12 protein-coding genes are annotated in these 15,713 nt (G+C 69.9%); 8 read left to right on the forward strand and 4 right to left on the reverse strand.

What is annotated here, in order from left to right:
* The first annotated feature begins 59 nt into the window (after nucleotides 1–59).
* Nucleotides 60–1,025 carry a winged helix-turn-helix domain-containing protein gene (locus tag ABZ656_RS28980; protein ID WP_101404488.1) on the forward strand — a complete coding sequence of 322 codons (966 nt, stop codon included), beginning with the start codon at nucleotides 60–62 and terminating at the stop codon, nucleotides 1,023–1,025.
* A gap of 51 nt (nucleotides 1,026–1,076) precedes the next feature.
* Here the strand turns inward: ABZ656_RS28980 and ABZ656_RS28985 are convergent, their stop codons facing one another.
* Entirely contained in the window at nucleotides 1,077–2,009 is a 933-nt protein-coding gene (locus ABZ656_RS28985) for an SMP-30/gluconolactonase/LRE family protein (protein WP_360271396.1), read from the reverse strand.
* A gap of 152 nt (nucleotides 2,010–2,161) precedes the next feature.
* Between ABZ656_RS28985 and ABZ656_RS28990 the strand changes: the two genes are divergently transcribed.
* Complete coding sequence (locus ABZ656_RS28990; protein ID WP_101404487.1) at nucleotides 2,162–2,668, forward strand: glutathione peroxidase; 507 nt, start codon at nucleotides 2,162–2,164, stop codon at nucleotides 2,666–2,668.
* A gap of 87 nt (nucleotides 2,669–2,755) precedes the next feature.
* A complete protein-coding gene (locus ABZ656_RS28995) occupies nucleotides 2,756–3,622 on the forward strand; it encodes a MerR family transcriptional regulator (RefSeq protein ID WP_360271398.1) in 867 nt (288 codons plus the stop codon).
* A 258-nt stretch (nucleotides 3,623–3,880) separates the two neighbouring features.
* Here ABZ656_RS28995 and ABZ656_RS29000 read toward each other — a convergent pair whose 3' ends face one another.
* The gene (locus ABZ656_RS29000; RefSeq protein WP_101404485.1) at nucleotides 3,881–5,827 is read right to left on the reverse strand and encodes a hypothetical protein; all 1,947 of its coding nucleotides are present in this window, start codon (nucleotides 5,825–5,827) and stop codon (nucleotides 3,881–3,883) included.
* 309 nt (nucleotides 5,828–6,136) lie between these two features.
* On the reverse strand, nucleotides 6,137–8,896 hold the full coding sequence (locus ABZ656_RS29005) for a D-alanyl-D-alanine carboxypeptidase (RefSeq protein ID WP_360271400.1): 2,760 nt from the start codon (nucleotides 8,894–8,896) through the stop codon (nucleotides 6,137–6,139).
* Between the two features lie 230 nt (nucleotides 8,897–9,126).
* Between ABZ656_RS29005 and ABZ656_RS29010 the strand changes: the two genes are divergently transcribed.
* The 3 genes from ABZ656_RS29010 (at nucleotide 9,127) to ABZ656_RS29020 (ending at nucleotide 11,613) form a co-directional block, all read left to right on the forward strand.
* Nucleotides 9,127–9,882, forward strand: a complete 756-nt coding sequence (locus ABZ656_RS29010; protein ID WP_101404483.1) for a GPP34 family phosphoprotein — start codon at nucleotides 9,127–9,129, stop codon at nucleotides 9,880–9,882.
* Between the two features lie 416 nt (nucleotides 9,883–10,298).
* A complete protein-coding gene (locus ABZ656_RS29015; protein WP_101404482.1) occupies nucleotides 10,299–11,156 on the forward strand; it encodes a Scr1 family TA system antitoxin-like transcriptional regulator in 858 nt (285 codons plus the stop codon).
* A 247-nt stretch (nucleotides 11,157–11,403) separates the two neighbouring features.
* Nucleotides 11,404–11,613: a DUF397 domain-containing protein gene (locus ABZ656_RS29020; protein WP_067372206.1), complete on the forward strand. Its 210-nt coding sequence runs from the start codon at nucleotides 11,404–11,406 to the stop codon at nucleotides 11,611–11,613.
* Nucleotides 11,614–11,757: 144 nt separating this feature from the next.
* On the opposite strand, the gene ABZ656_RS29025 is transcribed toward ABZ656_RS29020, so the two are convergent.
* The gene (locus tag ABZ656_RS29025; RefSeq protein WP_168492703.1) at nucleotides 11,758–12,597 is read right to left on the reverse strand and encodes a hypothetical protein; all 840 of its coding nucleotides are present in this window, start codon (nucleotides 12,595–12,597) and stop codon (nucleotides 11,758–11,760) included.
* 119 nt (nucleotides 12,598–12,716) lie between these two features.
* Between ABZ656_RS29025 and ABZ656_RS29030 the strand changes: the two genes are divergently transcribed.
* Entirely contained in the window at nucleotides 12,717–13,502 is a 786-nt protein-coding gene (locus ABZ656_RS29030; RefSeq protein ID WP_101404480.1) for an SDR family oxidoreductase, read from the forward strand.
* 354 nt (nucleotides 13,503–13,856) lie between these two features.
* Nucleotides 13,857–15,431, forward strand: coding sequence for a sodium:solute symporter family protein (locus tag ABZ656_RS29035; RefSeq protein WP_360271404.1), 1,575 nt, complete (start codon nucleotides 13,857–13,859; stop codon nucleotides 15,429–15,431).
* The last annotated feature ends 282 nt before the right edge of the window (nucleotides 15,432–15,713 follow it).

A 15,713-nucleotide genomic window follows, 5' to 3' on the forward strand; every position in this document is an offset into this window, starting at 1 on the left:
CGGAGAAGCGAAACCACACGGGGCAATGGACCGCGACAGGGAAGCGGCGGGAGGTGCGGATGGGCTGGTGGCAGATCAACGCCGACACTCTCGCCCGCACCCGCTTCGTGCTCTCCCCGCTCGCCGAGACCTTCGCCGCCGTCAAGCTGCTGCACGCGCGGACGGCCGCGCACCCTGGGGAGCGGGCCTGGCTCGACGCCCATCTGCCCGCGTACAAGAGGCGGCTGGCCGGTGACCCCGTCACCGCGCTGCTCATGCGGTCCGGGCTCGGGCGGGACTGGATCGCCGACTTCCTGACGCCGACGCCGCGCGGCGAGACCGACTTCGAGGAGGAGGTCGCCCGGGTGCGGGAGGCGTCGGCCGCGGACGCCCGGGCCCATCTCGGCGTCTCCCTTGCCGGACCACTGCCCGCCGCTCTGCACCGCGACGACCTCCCGGAGCGCGCCGCGGACCTGCTCACCCACGTCTGGACCGAGGCCGTACGCCCCTACTGGGACCGGCGGCGGCGCGTGCTGGAGGCCGATGTCGTCGCCCGGACCGCGCAGTTGAGCCAGGGCGGCTGGGCTGCGGCCCTCGACGCGCTGCGGCCGGGTACGCGCTGGCTCGGCGACAACCGGCTGCAGGTCAATCTCCACGAGTACCCGCCTCGCGAGATCTCCGGCGCCGAGCTGGTGTTCGTACCGATCACACCGCAGCGGCACGGCTGGGTGTCATGGGAGGAGCCGGACCGGTACGCCGTCGTCTACCCCTGCTCGGGCGTTCTCGCCGACACCGGTCCCGAGGCCGTGCCGGAGAGTCTGGGCGCGCTGCTCGGACCCGCCCGCGCCGGGGTCCTCGTCCTCCTCGACTCCCCCATGAGCACGACGCAGTTGGTGGCCCTGACCGGGCAGGGTCTCGGCTCGGTCGGACGCCATCTGAAGGTGCTGCTGGACGCCCGGCTGGTGCGCAGGGGGCGGGCCGGGCGGTCGGTGCTGTACTCCCGTACGCCCGCCGGGGAGGTACTCGTGAAGGCCCAGCGGGAGTAGGACGGGTGGAGGACGCAAGGAGCGGGTGCCGCGGGGCGGCGGTGTGCCGATCTACCGGTGCCGCTGGATGCGGGGGGCGCCGGTCACCGACATCGTCAGCGAGTACAAGGACGTGGACGCCGTGATGAAGAGACGGTTGTTCTTGGGGCCGCCGAAGGTGATGTTGGAGACCCTCTCGGGGACCAGGAGCCGGCCGATGAGGGTGCCGTCGGGGTCGTAGCAGTGCACCCCGTCGTCCAGGGCGGCCGCCCACAGCCTGCCCTCGTCGTCGAAGCGGATGTTGTCGAAGTGGACACCGTTCTTTGCTTCCGCGAACGTTCTCCCGTCCGTGAGTTCGCCGTCGTCGCGGACGTCGAAGACACGGATGCGGGCGGCGCGGGAGTCGGAGACGTACAGCTGCCGTTCGTCGGGCGAGAAGACGACGCCGTTCGGCCCGTCGAAGCCGTCCGCGGCGAGCCGTACCTCGCCGGTCCCCGGGTCCAGGCGGTAGACGTGGCACGCGCCGATCTCCGACTCGGCCCGGTGGCCCTCGTAGTCGCTCAGGATCCCGAAGTCCGGGTCGGAGAACCAGACCGAACCGTCCGACCGTACGACCGCGTCGTTCGGGCTGTTGAGCCGCTTGCCGTCGTAACGGTCGGCGAGGACCGTGACCGATCCGTCGTGCTCCGTCCGGGTCACCCGGCGGTTGCCCTGCTCGCAGCTGATCAGGCGGCCCTCGCGGTCCAGGGTGTTGCCGTTGCTGTTGCCCGCGGGGGTGCGCAGGACGCCGACCGTGCCGGTGGGCTCGTCCCAGCGCAGGATGCGGTCGTTGGGGATGTCGCTCCAGATCAGCTGGCGCCAGGCGGGCACGTACAGCGGGCCCTCGGCCCAGCGGGAGCCGTCGTGGAGGAGCTCCAGCCTGCCGTCGCCGTTCGTGCAGCGGCCGGTGACGAAGCGGTCGTCGAGTACCTCGTAGATGCCCTTGATCGTGTTCGCTGTGGTCACGTTCGCGACCTTACCGAGCGGACGGGGACCCGGCCGGGCGGACGGGGACCCGGCGGGCGGACGATGAGCGGATGCGGGGCGGACGACGGGCGGATGCGGGGCGGACGACGGGCGGCGGCCGGGGCGACATCAAGCGGAGTTAGCATCCGTTTATGACTACTGACAGTTCAAGCAGTTCCGTGCTCGACGTCCAGATCGATTCCCTCCAGGGCGGCTCCGCGGACCTCGGGCAGTACCGCGGCAAGACCGTCCTCGTCGTGAACGTGGCCTCCAAGTGCGGGCTGACCCCGCAGTACGCGGGGCTGGAGCGGCTGCACGAGCAGTACGCGGGGCAGGGCTTCACCGTGCTCGGTGTGCCCTGCAACCAGTTCATGGGGCAGGAGCCCGGCACCTCCGAGGAGATCGCCGAGTTCTGCTCCGCGACCTACGGCGTCACCTTCCCGATGACGGAGAAGGTCGACGTCAACGGGGACGCGCGGCACGAGCTGTACCAGCGTCTTGTGGACACCGCCGACGGCGAGGGCCACAGCGGTGACATCCGCTGGAACTTCGAGAAGTTCCTGATCGGGCCGGGTGGAGACGTCGTGGCGCGGTTCTCGCCGCAGACCGAGCCGGAGTCGGCGGAGGTCGTGGCGGCGGTGGAGAAGGCGCTCGCGTAACTCCGGGGTCCGCTCTTGAGAGCCGTTGGTTGACCTTGCCCCTGGGGCAGGGAGCAGCGTCCTTTGTCACCGGGCCGAAGGCTCCCGGTGACGGAGGATGGGCTCGTGCAACAGGAACTGCTCACGATCGGCGCGTTCGCCGCCCGCGCGCGGCTCTCGCCGAAGGCGCTTCGGCTGTACGACCGGCTCGGACTGCTCGCTCCGGCCCACGTCGACGAGGTCAGCGGATACCGCTACTACCGCGCCGACCAGGTCGAGCGGGCCCGCCTGGTCGCGCTGCTGCGGCAGCTCGACATGCCGCTCGCGCGGATCGCCGAGGTGGTGGAGGTCGGGGCGGCGCAGGGCGCGGTGCTCCTCGCCACGTACTGGGCGGATGCCGAGGCCCGGTTCGCTTCGCAGCGGACGCTCGCCGAGTACCTCCGTGGACGGCTGTCAGGGAGGAGTACCGACATGTACGGGAAGTTCGTGGTCGAGACGGTGGATGTGCCGGAGCGGGTGGTGCTGACGGAGAAGCGGCACACGCTGGCGGATGAGCTGCCGGTCTGGATTCCGGCCTCGCTGGGGCGACTGGAGGACGGGGCGCGGGAGTGCGGCGGGACGACCGGCTCGCCCTTCGTCGTCTATTACGCCGAGGTCAGCATGGAGAGTGACGGGCCCGCCGAGTCGTGCGTGCCGGTCGCCGACGAGGAGGCTGCGCGGGCGTGGGCCGAGAAGCGGGGGCGGGCGTCGGGGATCGGGGTGCGGGTGGAGCCGGCGCGGCGGCTCGCGTACGCGCGGATCACCAAGGCGCAGGTGGCTCATCCGCAGATCATCGCCGCGTTCGAGGCGGTCGAGGCGTGGATCGGGGAGCGGGGGCTGTCGTACGACGGTCCCTGCCGGGAGGTGTACTTCGCGGACTGGGATGCGGCAGGGCCGGAGGACGCGGTGTGTGACGTGGCGTTTCCGGTGAAGTGAGCCGCGGACGGGGCGGGCACCGGGGGGTCTGGCCCCCGCCGCCCCTACCCTCCCCCAAGCTCTCGGCTTCGCTCGAGCAGGGGGACCCACATCATCCCCACTCGGGGGCTCCGCCCCCCAGACCCCCGATCGGCCTGAACGGCCTCGTCCTCGAACGCCGGACGGGCTGAAAGCTCTTAGGGGCGCGGGGAACCGCGCGACCAGCCCCCACCGGCCCGCGGCCGAAGCACTCCACGCGGAAGGTAGCCGCGGGGCGGGTCAGCGCAGTTCCTCGGGGCACGGCGTTCCCCGGGGGAGTTGGTACGGGGCCGCCAGGCGGTAGGTGCCGGGGGCGGGGGCCAGGAGCTCCGTCCACTTGTCGCCGGAAGCGTTCTCCGGGGTTTCCATGAGGCAGCCGTTGAGGTTGTCGTACGTCTTCGGCTTGCCCTCCGCACGGTGCTTGGACTTCTGCGTCTCCTGCGGCGGCTTCACGCTCTTGCCCTTGGCGTCGACGAGCCCGAGCCACGGGGAGTACGGAATGCGAATGAGAACGCGGCCCGCCTTCTTCACCTCGATGGTCAGCTCGCCCTGCTCCGCCCGGTCGACGACGGCCGGCGGATCGGCCAGCGGCATGGGGTCCGTGACCGAGAAGAGCTGCCAGTTCGCGTCGCCCCAGATCTGGCGGAGGTAGGGCATGCCGCGCTGGACCAGCTGCCGCTCGCGTTCGCCGCCGTCCCCGTCCGGTTCGCCCTTGGGCAGCACCACGTAGTGGACGGCCCAGCGCTGAAGCCATTCGTGGTAGTTCGCGGAGTTGAGGGTGTCGTCGTAGAAGAGCGGGTTGCGCTCCATGTCGGCCTGGCGGTTCCAGCCGCGGGCGAGGTTCACGTACGGCGCGAGCGCGGACGCCTCGCGGTGGGAACGGGCGGGGACCACCTCGACGCGGCCCTTCTCGGCACCGACCACCTGGAGCTGGTTCACCAGCGGAGCGAGCTCGCGGGCCCAGGACGCCGCCGGTGTCGTATGGATGATGTCGTCGACCGACTTGAAGCCGATCCACCCGACGAATCCGGCGAAGGCGAGAACGGTGACGTACCACTTGCGTGACTTCGGCACGGTGAAGGGGAGCGCGGCGAGCAGCACGACGCCCTCGAGCAGCATCGCCAGGCGGGTGATGTTCGAGCCGATCTGCGAGCTGATCAGCCACACGAGGAGCACGGCGAGGCCGTACACCGCCGCCGTGATCCGTACCGTCTTCCACTCCTTGGGAACGAGCGCGAAGACCAGCCCGGCGGAGATCAGCGGCAGCGAGGCCGAGCCGAAGGACATCGGCTGGGTGCCGGAGAAGGGGAACAGCCAGGCCGAGAGCGCGACGACGACGGTCGGCGCGATGCCGAGCGCGTACGCGCCGGGGCGGCGCTTCTGGAGGAAGAGGGCCGCCGCGACCAGGCCCACGAACAGTCCGGCCACCGGCGACGCGGCGGTCGCCAGCGCGGCGAGCGGCGCCGCGCACAGGGCCTTCGCCCAGCGCTTGTAGCGCCAGCGGTGCGGCCAGCAGAAGACCACGGCGGCCGCGGCGAGCCCGAAGACCATGCCGAGGCCGTACGTCACCCGCCCCGATATCGCGTTGCAGATGAGCGCGAAGACACCCGCGAAGGCCGGCGCCAGCGGCTGCCGTATCGCGCGGCTGCGGATGAGGATCATCGTCAGCAGGCCCGCCGAGATCGTCCCGGCGATCATCATCGTCGTACGGACGCCGAGGACCGACATCAGATACGGCGACACCACGCTGTACGACACCGGGTGCATACCGCCGTACCAGGCGAGGTTGTACGCCGAGTCCGGGTGCCGTCCGACGAACTCCGCCCACGCGTCCTGCGCCGCGAGGTCTCCGCCACTGTTCGCGAAGGTGAAGAACCAGACGACGTGCAGGAGGCCGGCCACGACGGTGACGAAGGCGACGGGGTGACGCAGGACGAAGGCCTTGAGGCGGGTACGCCGCCCCTGGACCGCGGACTCCCGCGTCAGGGACTCCCGCCTCGGGGACTCCGGCGTCACGGGCTCCCGCGGCTCGTCGTCCGTGAGACTGTCGTCAGCGGGGTCGCCGGTGGCGTGTGCGGGCAGCCGTATTCGCGAGCCCGGTCCGCGATCCGGTTCAGGACCTGGTCCAGGGCCAGGGCCAGGGCCAGGATCGGCGTCGTCGGCGTGTGTCGGCTCCGCTGTCGCCACTGCAAGGCTCCCGTGTCCCGTTTTCTCGTGCTCGGCCCGGGACCCGCGGCCCGCGACCTGCCCCGATCTCGCGACGCTAGCACGCACCCCGCCGGGGAGCTCCCGGGTGGGGCGCCCCCGACGGGGTGCGGTGCGTTCGTGCCGCGCTCACGGCGGGCTCACGGCGCGTTCACATGGCGTTCGGGGCGCTTCCGGCGTACGGGGGATACGCCCCCTGCCGGAAGCGCGCCCCACTCGTACGCCCGTACCCCTACCCGTACGCCCGTACCCTCCTGCGTACGTCCGCTCGGGCTCGCTGTGTACGGCCGCTCAGCTCACGCGGGTCAGCTTGGCGCCGAAGCCCGGCTCGGCGAGGTCCTTCTGGAGCTCGACGGGAACCTGCACGGCGCTGCTGCTGCCGCCGTCGCCCACGGTGAGCGAGCCCACCTTGGTGCCGGCCTTCGCGGAGTGCGGCAGCTCCGAGGAGACGAAGGACAGCTTGACCTTGAGCCCCGCCCAGCCGACCGCCGTGACGTCCTTGGTGATCACGACCGGCGTACGGCCACCGAGCCCGTCGTCGACGTAACCGACGACATCGCCCTTCTTCAGGATCGTCGCGGACTTCAGCGAGGCCTGCGCGGCGCGGATCAGCTTGTCGCCCGCGGCCAGGGCCCCGCCGAGGATGGTGTTGTCGTTGCCGCCCGGGCCCTGGCTGATCACCGCTCCGACGATGGTCCGCACCTCGCCGTCGATCTCCCTGGTCGCCGCGAAGACGAGGTTGCCGCCGGCCGCGGTGGTGGTGCCCGTCTTGATACCGATGACGTTGTTGGAGCCGACGAGGTGGTTCCAGTTGCTGTGCCTGGTGCCCTTGTAGTCGGTGTACTCCATCATCCGGGCGACCTCGCGGAAGGAAGCGTCCTTCATCGCGGCCTTGGCCAGCTTCACCTGGTCCGCGGCCGTGCTCACGGTCGTCTTCGTCAGGCCGGACGGGTCGGTGTACGTCGTGTTCGTCATCCCGAGTTCCTTGGCGGCGGCGTTCATCTTGGCGACGAAGGCCGTCTCGGAACCGGCGTCCCAGCGGGCCAGCAGCCGGGCCACGTTGTTCGCCGAGGCGATCAGGACGCCCTCCAGGGCCTCCTTCTGCGTGATGGTGTCGCCCGCGTGCACGTTGACGGTCGACTCGTCGCCGGCGTCCGACTGGTCCTCGGCCTTCTGGTCCACCTTGATCTTCGCGCCGTCGCCGGACTTGATCGGGTGGTCGCGCAGGATCAGGTACGCCGTCATCACCTTGGCGACGCTCGCGATGGGCGCCGCCTTCTGCTCGCCGGACGTGCCGAACGAACCGATGCCCTGGACGTCGAGCGCGCCCTGACCGGAGGACGGCCACGGGATGGAGGCGCCGCCGCCGCCGAAGGTGTAGCTGGATTCGGCGGTGAGGTCCAGCGTGGGCGTCGGCACCGGCCGGAGCGACTGTGCGACCGCAAAGACGACCGCGAGCAGCAGGACCAGCGGCGTCCAGATCTTCACCCGGCGCGCGAGCGTCCGCACGGGGGTCTGCGGGGGCGGCGGCGTGTTCGTCAGCTCGGCCAGCAGGTCCAGCGGCGGCTTCGGCGGCAGCGGTTGCTGTGTGGTGCGCTCGGGGCCGACCTGCGGGAGGGCGGCAGTGGCGTCGGCGGGGGCCACCCTGGTCGGCGAGGAGGAGGCGGAGGGAACGGACGGGGTCGCGGTGGTCTTCGGCTTCACCCTCGACACGGGTTCGTCGAGGGGCTTGAGGGCCACGAATTTGCTGGTGCGCTCGGACGGGGTCTCGGGCTTCGGCCGGTCCGCCTTGGGCTGGTCCGCCTTGGGCCGGTCCGCCTTGGGCCGGTCCGCCTTCGACTCGTCCGCGGGCTTGTCGGTGGCCGACTTGACGCCACCCAGCTTGAGCATGGTGGTGGGCTGGTCCACCGCCGGGCGCTTCGGCGCCTTGAAGATGGCGGTGGGCTGGTCGACGGGGGGCTCGGGCGCGTCGTCTGTGTCCGGGGCGTCCTTCGCGGACGACGAGTCGTCGGCGGACGTCGAATCGTCCGCGGACGGCGTGTCCTTGGAGCCCTCGACGTCCGAGGGGGCCTCGGGGGTCGCGGAATCTTCGGGACCTTCGGAGGTCTCGGAGGTCTCGGAGGTCTCGGAGGTCTCGGAGGTCTTCTTCGAGGTCTCAGACGTCTCGGACGCGTCCTCCGGAGAGTCCTGCGCCTCCGGCTTCGAGTCCTCGGGCTCGGACTCGGACTCCGTCTCGGACTCGGCGTCCGTCTCGGACTCGGCGTCCGACGTGGACTTCGCGTCCGTCTTCGGTTCGGCGTCGGCGTCGGCGTCATCCGCCGCCGTGCCCTCGGCTTCGGCCTCGGCTTCGGCTTCGGCATCGGCATCGGCTTCGGCATCGGCTTCGGCATCGGCCTCGACCTCGGACTTGGCGTCAGAGTCCGCGTCAGAGCCGGAGTCGGAGCCGGAGTCGGAGTCGGAGTCGGCATCAGCGTCGGCATCGATGTCGGCACTGGCGTAGGACCCCGAAGCCGACTCCCCGTCAGCCTCGCCCTCAGCCCCAGCCCCAGCCTCAACCTCGGTCTCGACCTCGACCTCGACCTCGGCCTCCGCCTCGACCTCGGCCTCCGCCTCGGCCTCGGCCCCGGCGCCGTCCCCCTCCGCCGCCGCAACGGCCTTCTCCGCGCCCTTGGAGGCCTTGGAGGCCTTGTCTGAGTCCTCCGGGCCCGTGGAGGCTTCCGGAACCTCTGACTCCCCCTCAGGGGCCCCCTCGTCCGCCCCTGCGACCCAGGCGGCCACGGCCTCGCGAAGTCGCGCGTCCTCCACGGGGCCCTTCCCCCCGGACCCGGCGGAACCTTCCGCCAACGCCCGCGTCGAGAACACCGCCGTCGCCTGATCCACCCGTACCGTGGCGGCCCGTTCACGAGCCACCGCCAGACGGGGATCGGCCGACGCCGCCGCCGCGGCGGCCCGGCTCGGGCCCGGAACCGCGGCCGGGGTCCCCGGCGTCGCTTCTGCCGACGAAGCCGACGACTCGTGCTGCTTCGACCTGTCGGGGGACTCGCCCGCCACCGATGCCTCCTCCGTGCGCCACCCACCGGGCGCCCAACGAACCGTGAACCCTTGACCCGCCGCCCGGACATCGCTGTCCGAACCATGTACCAGTGTCCTGTGTGCGGGCTTAACCCCTGCGGTAGACGAGAACGACATACCTGCTGGTTCCATCACGAACCGGTCAGGCACTCTCGACAGACCATTGTGAGAGGGGTCACCCTGTCATTCATCCACGCGGGGAGGCATGGATGGGCAGGAGCCGCAGAACTCTTCCGGAAGAGCTTCTGCTGCTGGCGTTGGACCCGACCACGGGTACCACCGCACAGCCGCAGTCGCTCGACCTCGGTCTGGCCGGAGCACAGCTAGTAGAGCTGGCGCTGGCCGGACGGATAGCCCCAGACGGGGATCGTATCGCCGTGGTGCAGCCACGGCCGACTGGAGATCCAACACTGGACTGTGCGTTGGAACTGCTTCGCCGACGCGGAGCACCCGTACGCGCGGTCAACTGGATTGGCGGACCCCGACTGGGGCTGCGCCAGACCTACCTCTCGCATCTGGAGAGGTGCGGCATGGTCCATGCCGTGGCCGGCCAGATGTGCGGGGTGCTTCCGACGACTCGCTACCAAGCGACGGACACGGAGATCAGCCGGGAGATCAAGTCCCGGCTGGACAGCGCGATCCGCACCGGCGTACCGCCGGACCCGCGGACCGCGGCGCTCGCCGCGCTGGCCCATGCGGTCGGTCTCGGCAAGCACCTGTATCCGGGCAACGAGGGACGCTCGTCCCGCTCCCGGCTACGGGACCTGATCAGGCATGACCCCATGGGCGGCCTCGTGGCCCACGCGGTCATGGACGTTCAGAACGGAGTGGGTGCACAGCCACGCCGCAACCCGGCACCGGCAGGCCGCCCGGCCACCGCCGGAGTCAGGTCCGCACCGGAACCCGCCCACGGCGTTCCGATGCAACCGCGCCACGGTTCCATGGCGCGCGCCGTGGTCCACTGAGCCGCAGTCCCACGGCGCCACCAGGCACCGCACGCACCACTACGCACAACAGCACCGCCACGCACCACAAAGAGCACCGCCACGCACCGCCGGCACGACCCCAGCGCCGCACCGCAGTCCCCAAGACCCGGTTCGGGAGCCGCTGGCTCGCGCGGGACGGTGGGGCCGTACGTCCGGACGACGACACGGCTCCACCGCCCCGCGCGGCCGCATTTCGCGGGCGTCGCGCATATGCGGGCGGTACGAGTGAAGGCGACGTACGCGTACGCGATCTGCGCGATATGTACGCCAGATCCCCGAACGGGCGTGTACCCAGCGCATATCCGGTGTTTTCCAGCGGTAGAACGCACCTTGGTGGCAGTCTGCTCAACAGCAGATACGCAAAGTAGAGGCCCGCAGCCGGAGGTGCACGTCCCGTGGCGTCAAGTGTCAATCCCACCGTCCGGCGGCGCCGGCTGGGCCAGGAGCTGCGCCGGCTCCGCGAGCTCAAGGGCATGACGGCCGAAGAGGTCGCCGAGCGTCTGCTGGTCTCGCAGTCGAAGATCAGCCGCCTGGAGAACGGACGGCGCAGTATCAGCCAGCGTGACGTCCGCGATCTGTGCGGGGTCTACGAGGTCGAGGACCACCGGATCGTCGACTCCCTGATGCAGATGGCCAAGGATTCACGCCAGCAGGGCTGGTGGCACTCCTTCGGCGACATCCCGTACAGCGTCTACATCGGGCTGGAAACCGACGCCGCGTCACTTCGCGTCTACGATCCCCAGGTCGTGCCCGGTCTCCTCCAGACCCGGCCGTACGCCGAGGCACTGATCGCGGGCGCGCTGCCCGAGACCGCTTCCGGTGACATCGACAAGCGCGTCCAGGTGCGCCTGCGTCGACAGGAACGTATCTCCGCCCCGGAGAACCCGCTCCGACTGTGGACCGTTCTCGACGAGGCCGCCCTGCGTCGCGTCGTCGGCAACCGCTCCCTCATGCGCGACCAGCTGGAACACCTCGTCGAACAGTCCCAGTTCCCGCACGTCACCGTGCAGGTGATCCCCTTCGACATGGGCGCTCACCCGGGACTCAACGGGCAGTACGCGATCCTGGAGTTCCCCGACGCGGCCGACTCCAGCGTGGTCTACATCGAGGGCGTCACCAGCGACCTGTATCTGGAGAAGGCGAACGACGTCCAGAAATACAGCGTGATGTACGAGCATCTGCGGGCGCAGGCCCTGAACGTGGAGCAGTCACGGCAGTTCATCGCGGACATCGCCAAGGAGTACGCGCGCTGACGCGCACCCCTGAGAACGGGCCCCGGCGGGAAAGTGCCGGACACTACACCCTCACCATGCCAGGACGGAAGACTCCACTGGAATATGCCACCCGGACGAGTGAACGGTCACTTCGCCCGCCGATGTTGGCGAGTAGCGTCGATCACGCCATCGAGCAACAACGTTGGCGCGAACCGCACTGCGAGTTCCGTAGCGAACCCGCAGTGCGGTGACAGCAACTCTCAACAACTGGCTATCCGGAGCGAACATGGCAATCCAGCAAGGCGCCACGGACACGTGGACCAAGTCCTCCTACTCCACCGGCAACGGCGCATGTGTCGAGGTCAAGTCCCCGGTTCTCGCGGCGATGGCCGTACGGGACTCCAAGGTGCCCGCGGGCCCCACGCTGGCGTTCCCCGCGGACTCGTGGAACGCCTTCGTGGCCGAGGTCAGCCGGGGGGCTTTCGACCTCGCCTGATGCGTCGACATCTGCACCCACCACCACAACTGCACCGACCAACCGCATACGCACCACCGAATTAGCCCTCTCGACTGGCCCGCCGTCCTGGCCGAGGGGGCTAACCCCCTTTTTGGGCTCGGTTCGCCTCCGGGGCGCCCCCGTTCACCTCAGGCGATCCACGTACCTGTCCGTCCCCGGCACCGTCGGAATGAACGGGGCCACCAGCTCCACCTTCCCCAACCCCCCTTCCGCGACCGCCTCCTCCAGTCCGCCGAAGTGGTCCTCCCAGCACTCCCTCGGGTCCGTCTCCAGGAACCACAGGAGGGTCAGCCGGGTGTCGACACCCTCGACCTGCTTCACGTACGTCATACGGTCGCCGGGGAGTGGGGTGGGGCGGAAGAGGGTCACCATCGCGGCCGGGGAGCCCGCCAGGCGCCGGGGGAGGTGACGGGCGCGCAGCCACTCCAGCAGTTCCGCGCGCCGGTCGGCGGAGTCGGCGTCGACGACCTGGAGGACGAGGCCCGCGTAGGGGTGGTCCAGGGCGTGGAAGTCGCGGGGGCCGGCCGCGCCGTCGCGGTACACCGTGGCCTCGTGGTCCTGGAAGGCCGTGAAGACATGTGTCCGGTCCTGGTACACACGGCCGTCGCGATTCAGCCGTTTGTTGATGCCGACGGTCCACCTCATGTGGTCGTCGTAGCGGCCCTCGGTGACCCAGTACGTCGAGAGGTAGCAGCCGGCGGTGACCGGCTGGGCGACCGCCGACTTCTCGGGGTACCGCAGGAGTTGGAGATCGCGGGTGGCGACCCAGCGGCGACCCGCGTACATCCAGGGCATGGCCATCGCGCCGGCGTAGTAGTGGTCGTCCTCGTACCAGCGGTTGTACGCGTACTCGTGGCCCGGATGCGGCTCGACCATGGTGATCAGGGCGTGGCCCGGGTGGACGCCGTACGGGCCGAGGGCGGCCAGTTCCGCGTACACCTCGCTACGGGTCTCCTCCGACATGACGATCCCCTTCCTCGCTCTTCCTTCCTCCGCCGGACGCCCATACTCTGACGCTCCGTCAGACAATGCGCCAGAGCCACGTCAGGGCGAACCGAGCCACAAAGAAGGGGAGGCCTCGGATGTCACTGCTTGCGGGGAAGACGGTCGTCGTCTCGGGGGTCGGCGCCGGGCTCGGCCATCAGGTCGCGGCGGCCGTCGTACGGGACGGGGGCAACGCGGTACTGGGGGCGCGCACGGAGACCAATCTCGCCTCGTCCGCGGCCGAGCTCGACCCGGACGGCGCGCACACGGCGTACCGGGCCACGGACATCACGGACGAGAAGCAGTGCGAGGCGCTCGCGGAGCTCGCGACGGAGCGGTTCGGGCGGATCGACGCGGTGGTGCACGTGGCGGCCTGGGACAGCTACTTCGGCGGCCTGGAGGATGCGGATTTCGCCACCTGGCAGTCGGTCATCGACGTGAATCTGCTGGGCACCCTGCGGATGACCCGGGCCTGTCTGCCCGCGCTGAAGGTGTGCGGCGGCTCGGTCGTCATCATCGGGACGCAGTCGTCGGTGGCCGCGCCGAGCCAGGTGCGGCAGGCGGCGTACGCGGCGTCCAAGGGCGCGCTGACGAGCGCGATGTACTCGCTGGCGAGGGAGCTGGGCCCCCATCGCGTCCGCGTGAACACCGTGCTGCCGGGGTGGATGTGGGGGCCGCCCGTCGAGGCGTACGTCCAGTTCACGGCACACACCGAGGGCGTGCCGGAGGCGGACGTCCTGAAGCGGCTCACCGAGCGGATGGCGCTGCCCGAGCTGGCCACGGACGGGGATGTGGCGGACGCCGCGGTGTTCCTGGCGTCCGACCGGGCACGGGCGATCACGGGACAGTCGCTGCTCGTGAACGCCGGCGAACTCATGCGCTAGCGGAACCGATGGCGGATTCCAGTCGGCCGTCCTCTCCCAGCCGTGCGGGACCCGCATCCCGAACGCCTGTCGACTTCTCGGTGTGAACCCTGCACGGTCTGACGAAGTGCCCGCTCATGGTGTGGTCCACGTCACGGACACGACAACAGCCGTACAGGTAAAGTGGAGGCAAAATCGTTCTGCTTTCTGATCTGCGTTCATATCTGTGACCTGGAAAGGTCTTGACCGCCCCCTCCGAACGGCGGTTCAATCCCCAAAGTCCCCGCTCCCGCACGGGGGCGCCGTCTGTGTGCGTACTGGCGAAGTGCCGTCCGGTATCTGCAGGTTCACAAGGCGGACCCCTGGAGGGGGCACATGAACGGCTTCGACTGGGCCGTCCTGGTCGCGTACTTCGGCGTCATGACCGCGATCGGTGTCTGGTCCCACAAGCGTGTGGACGACGTCAGCGACTTCTTCACCGCGGGCGGCAAGATGCCCTGGTGGCTGTCCGGCATCTCGCACCACATGTCGGGCTACAGCGCGGTGATGTTCACCGGGTACGCCGGTATCGCGTACACGTACGGCATCACCTCGTACGTCACCTGGGCGCTGCCCATCGCCATCGGCGTGCTGCTCGGCGCGAAGCTGTTCGCGCCCCGGCTCAACCGGCTGCGCTCCCGGCTGCACGTGGCCTCACCGCTCGAATACCTCAAGGACCGCTACAACGTGCCGACGCAGCAGGCGCTCGCCTGGTCGGGCATCCTGCTGAAGATCGTGGACGTCGGTGCGAAGTGGGCGGCGATCGCGACCCTGCTGAGCGTCTTCACCGGGGTCACGCTCACCCAGGGCATTCTCATCACCGGTGGCATCACGGCCGTGTACTGCACGATCGGCGGTCTGTGGGCGGACGCGCTGACGGAACTGGGTCAGTTCGTGATCCAGCTGCTGGCGGGGCTCTCGATGCTGATCATCGTGCTGAACAAGATCTCCGACCAGGGCGGCCTGTCCAAGGCTCTCGACTCGCCGAAGCTGCACGGTCACGCGAACGGATTCGCGGGCCCGTACCTCACCGTGTTCTTCATCGCGTACCTGTTCATCAAGCTGTTCGAGTACAACGGCGGGATGTGGAACCAGGCCCAGCGCTACATGGCGACGGGCAGCGCCAAGCAGGCCACGAAGTCGGCCTTCCTGTCCGCCGCGCTCTGGTTCGTGTGGCCGGTGATCCTTTTCATCCCGATGTGGCTGTCGCCGCTCCTCGTCACGGCGAAGAAGCCCGACGGCTCGGACGCGTACGGTCTGATGACCGAGCAGCTCCTCCCCCACGGGTTGCTGGGCCTGGTCGTGGTCGGCTTCTTCTCGCACACGATGGCCATGTGCTCGTCGGACGCGAACGCGATCGCCGCGGTCTTCACCCGGGACGTGGCCCCGGTGCTCTCCAAGGCCGCGCGTGCCTGGGACACCCGGACCGGGCTCATCGCGGGGCGGATCACGACCGTCGCCTTCCTCGGGTTCTCGATGGCGGTGGCGACGCAGGTCAACTCCCCCACGTTCAAGGACATCATCACGGTCGTCATCAAGTGGGTGGCCGGGCTCATGGGGCCGATCGCGATCCCGTTCATCCTGGGCCTGCTGCGACCGTTCCGTAAGTCCGGCCCGACGGCGGCGCTCATCAGTTGGGCCTGTGGTCTGCTCGCGTTCTTCTTCGTCAACTACAACCTGGACTTCTCCCAGCGCACCGATGTGAAGCTGGAGTACCAGGTCTCCGTCCCGATGGTCATCTCCCTCGTCCTGTACATCCTCATCGGCTTCCTGAAGCCCGAGGACACGCCGGAGCGGGACGCGATCATCGAGAAGATCAACACGGATGACGACGGGGCCGCTGCCGCGGTGGTTCCGGCTCCGGCGGGTGCCGCGGACGGGGCGGGCACCGCCAGCACGTCCGGCGTCTGAGACCCCCCACCGGCCGGCAGTCGTACGGCTGCCGGCCGGTGGGAGCCTCAAGCGGGGCCGTCGTTCGGCTGCGGACCGGCGGGGGCTGGTCGCGCAGTTCCCCGCACCCCTGGGGTGGGGGCTTCGCCCCTCATCCCCCCGCCCCCATCCCCGTCGTCCGGCTGTCGGACGGTGGGGGCTTGGCGCGGGCCTAGGTCCTGTCGTCAAATTCCCGTCGTCCGCCCGGAGGGCGGGCCCTGCGGCGTCAGGTGCGTGCTCTCGGCGTGCCGGGCACAGGCCCTC

This window comes from Streptomyces sp. NPDC007095 (genome assembly GCF_040634475.1).
Classification (GTDB): Bacteria; Actinomycetota; Actinomycetes; order Streptomycetales; family Streptomycetaceae; genus Streptomyces.

What these genes read in the sequence shown, in the direction of transcription:
- ABZ656_RS28980 (WP_101404488.1), top strand. Translation starts at nt 60, where the DNA reads ATGGGCTGGTGGCAGATCAACGCCGACACTCTCGCCCGCACCCGCTTC.
- ABZ656_RS28990 (WP_101404487.1), top strand. Translation starts at nt 2,162, where the DNA reads ATGACTACTGACAGTTCAAGCAGTTCCGTGCTCGACGTCCAGATCGAT.
- ABZ656_RS29010 (WP_101404483.1), top strand. Translation starts at nt 9,127, where the DNA reads ATGGGCAGGAGCCGCAGAACTCTTCCGGAAGAGCTTCTGCTGCTGGCG.
- ABZ656_RS29020 (WP_067372206.1), top strand. Translation starts at nt 11,404, where the DNA reads ATGGCAATCCAGCAAGGCGCCACGGACACGTGGACCAAGTCCTCCTAC.
- ABZ656_RS29025 (WP_168492703.1), bottom strand. Translation starts at nt 12,597, where the DNA reads ATGTCGGAGGAGACCCGTAGCGAGGTGTACGCGGAACTGGCCGCCCTC.
- ABZ656_RS29030 (WP_101404480.1), top strand. Translation starts at nt 12,717, where the DNA reads ATGTCACTGCTTGCGGGGAAGACGGTCGTCGTCTCGGGGGTCGGCGCC.
- ABZ656_RS29035 (WP_360271404.1), top strand. Translation starts at nt 13,857, where the DNA reads ATGAACGGCTTCGACTGGGCCGTCCTGGTCGCGTACTTCGGCGTCATG.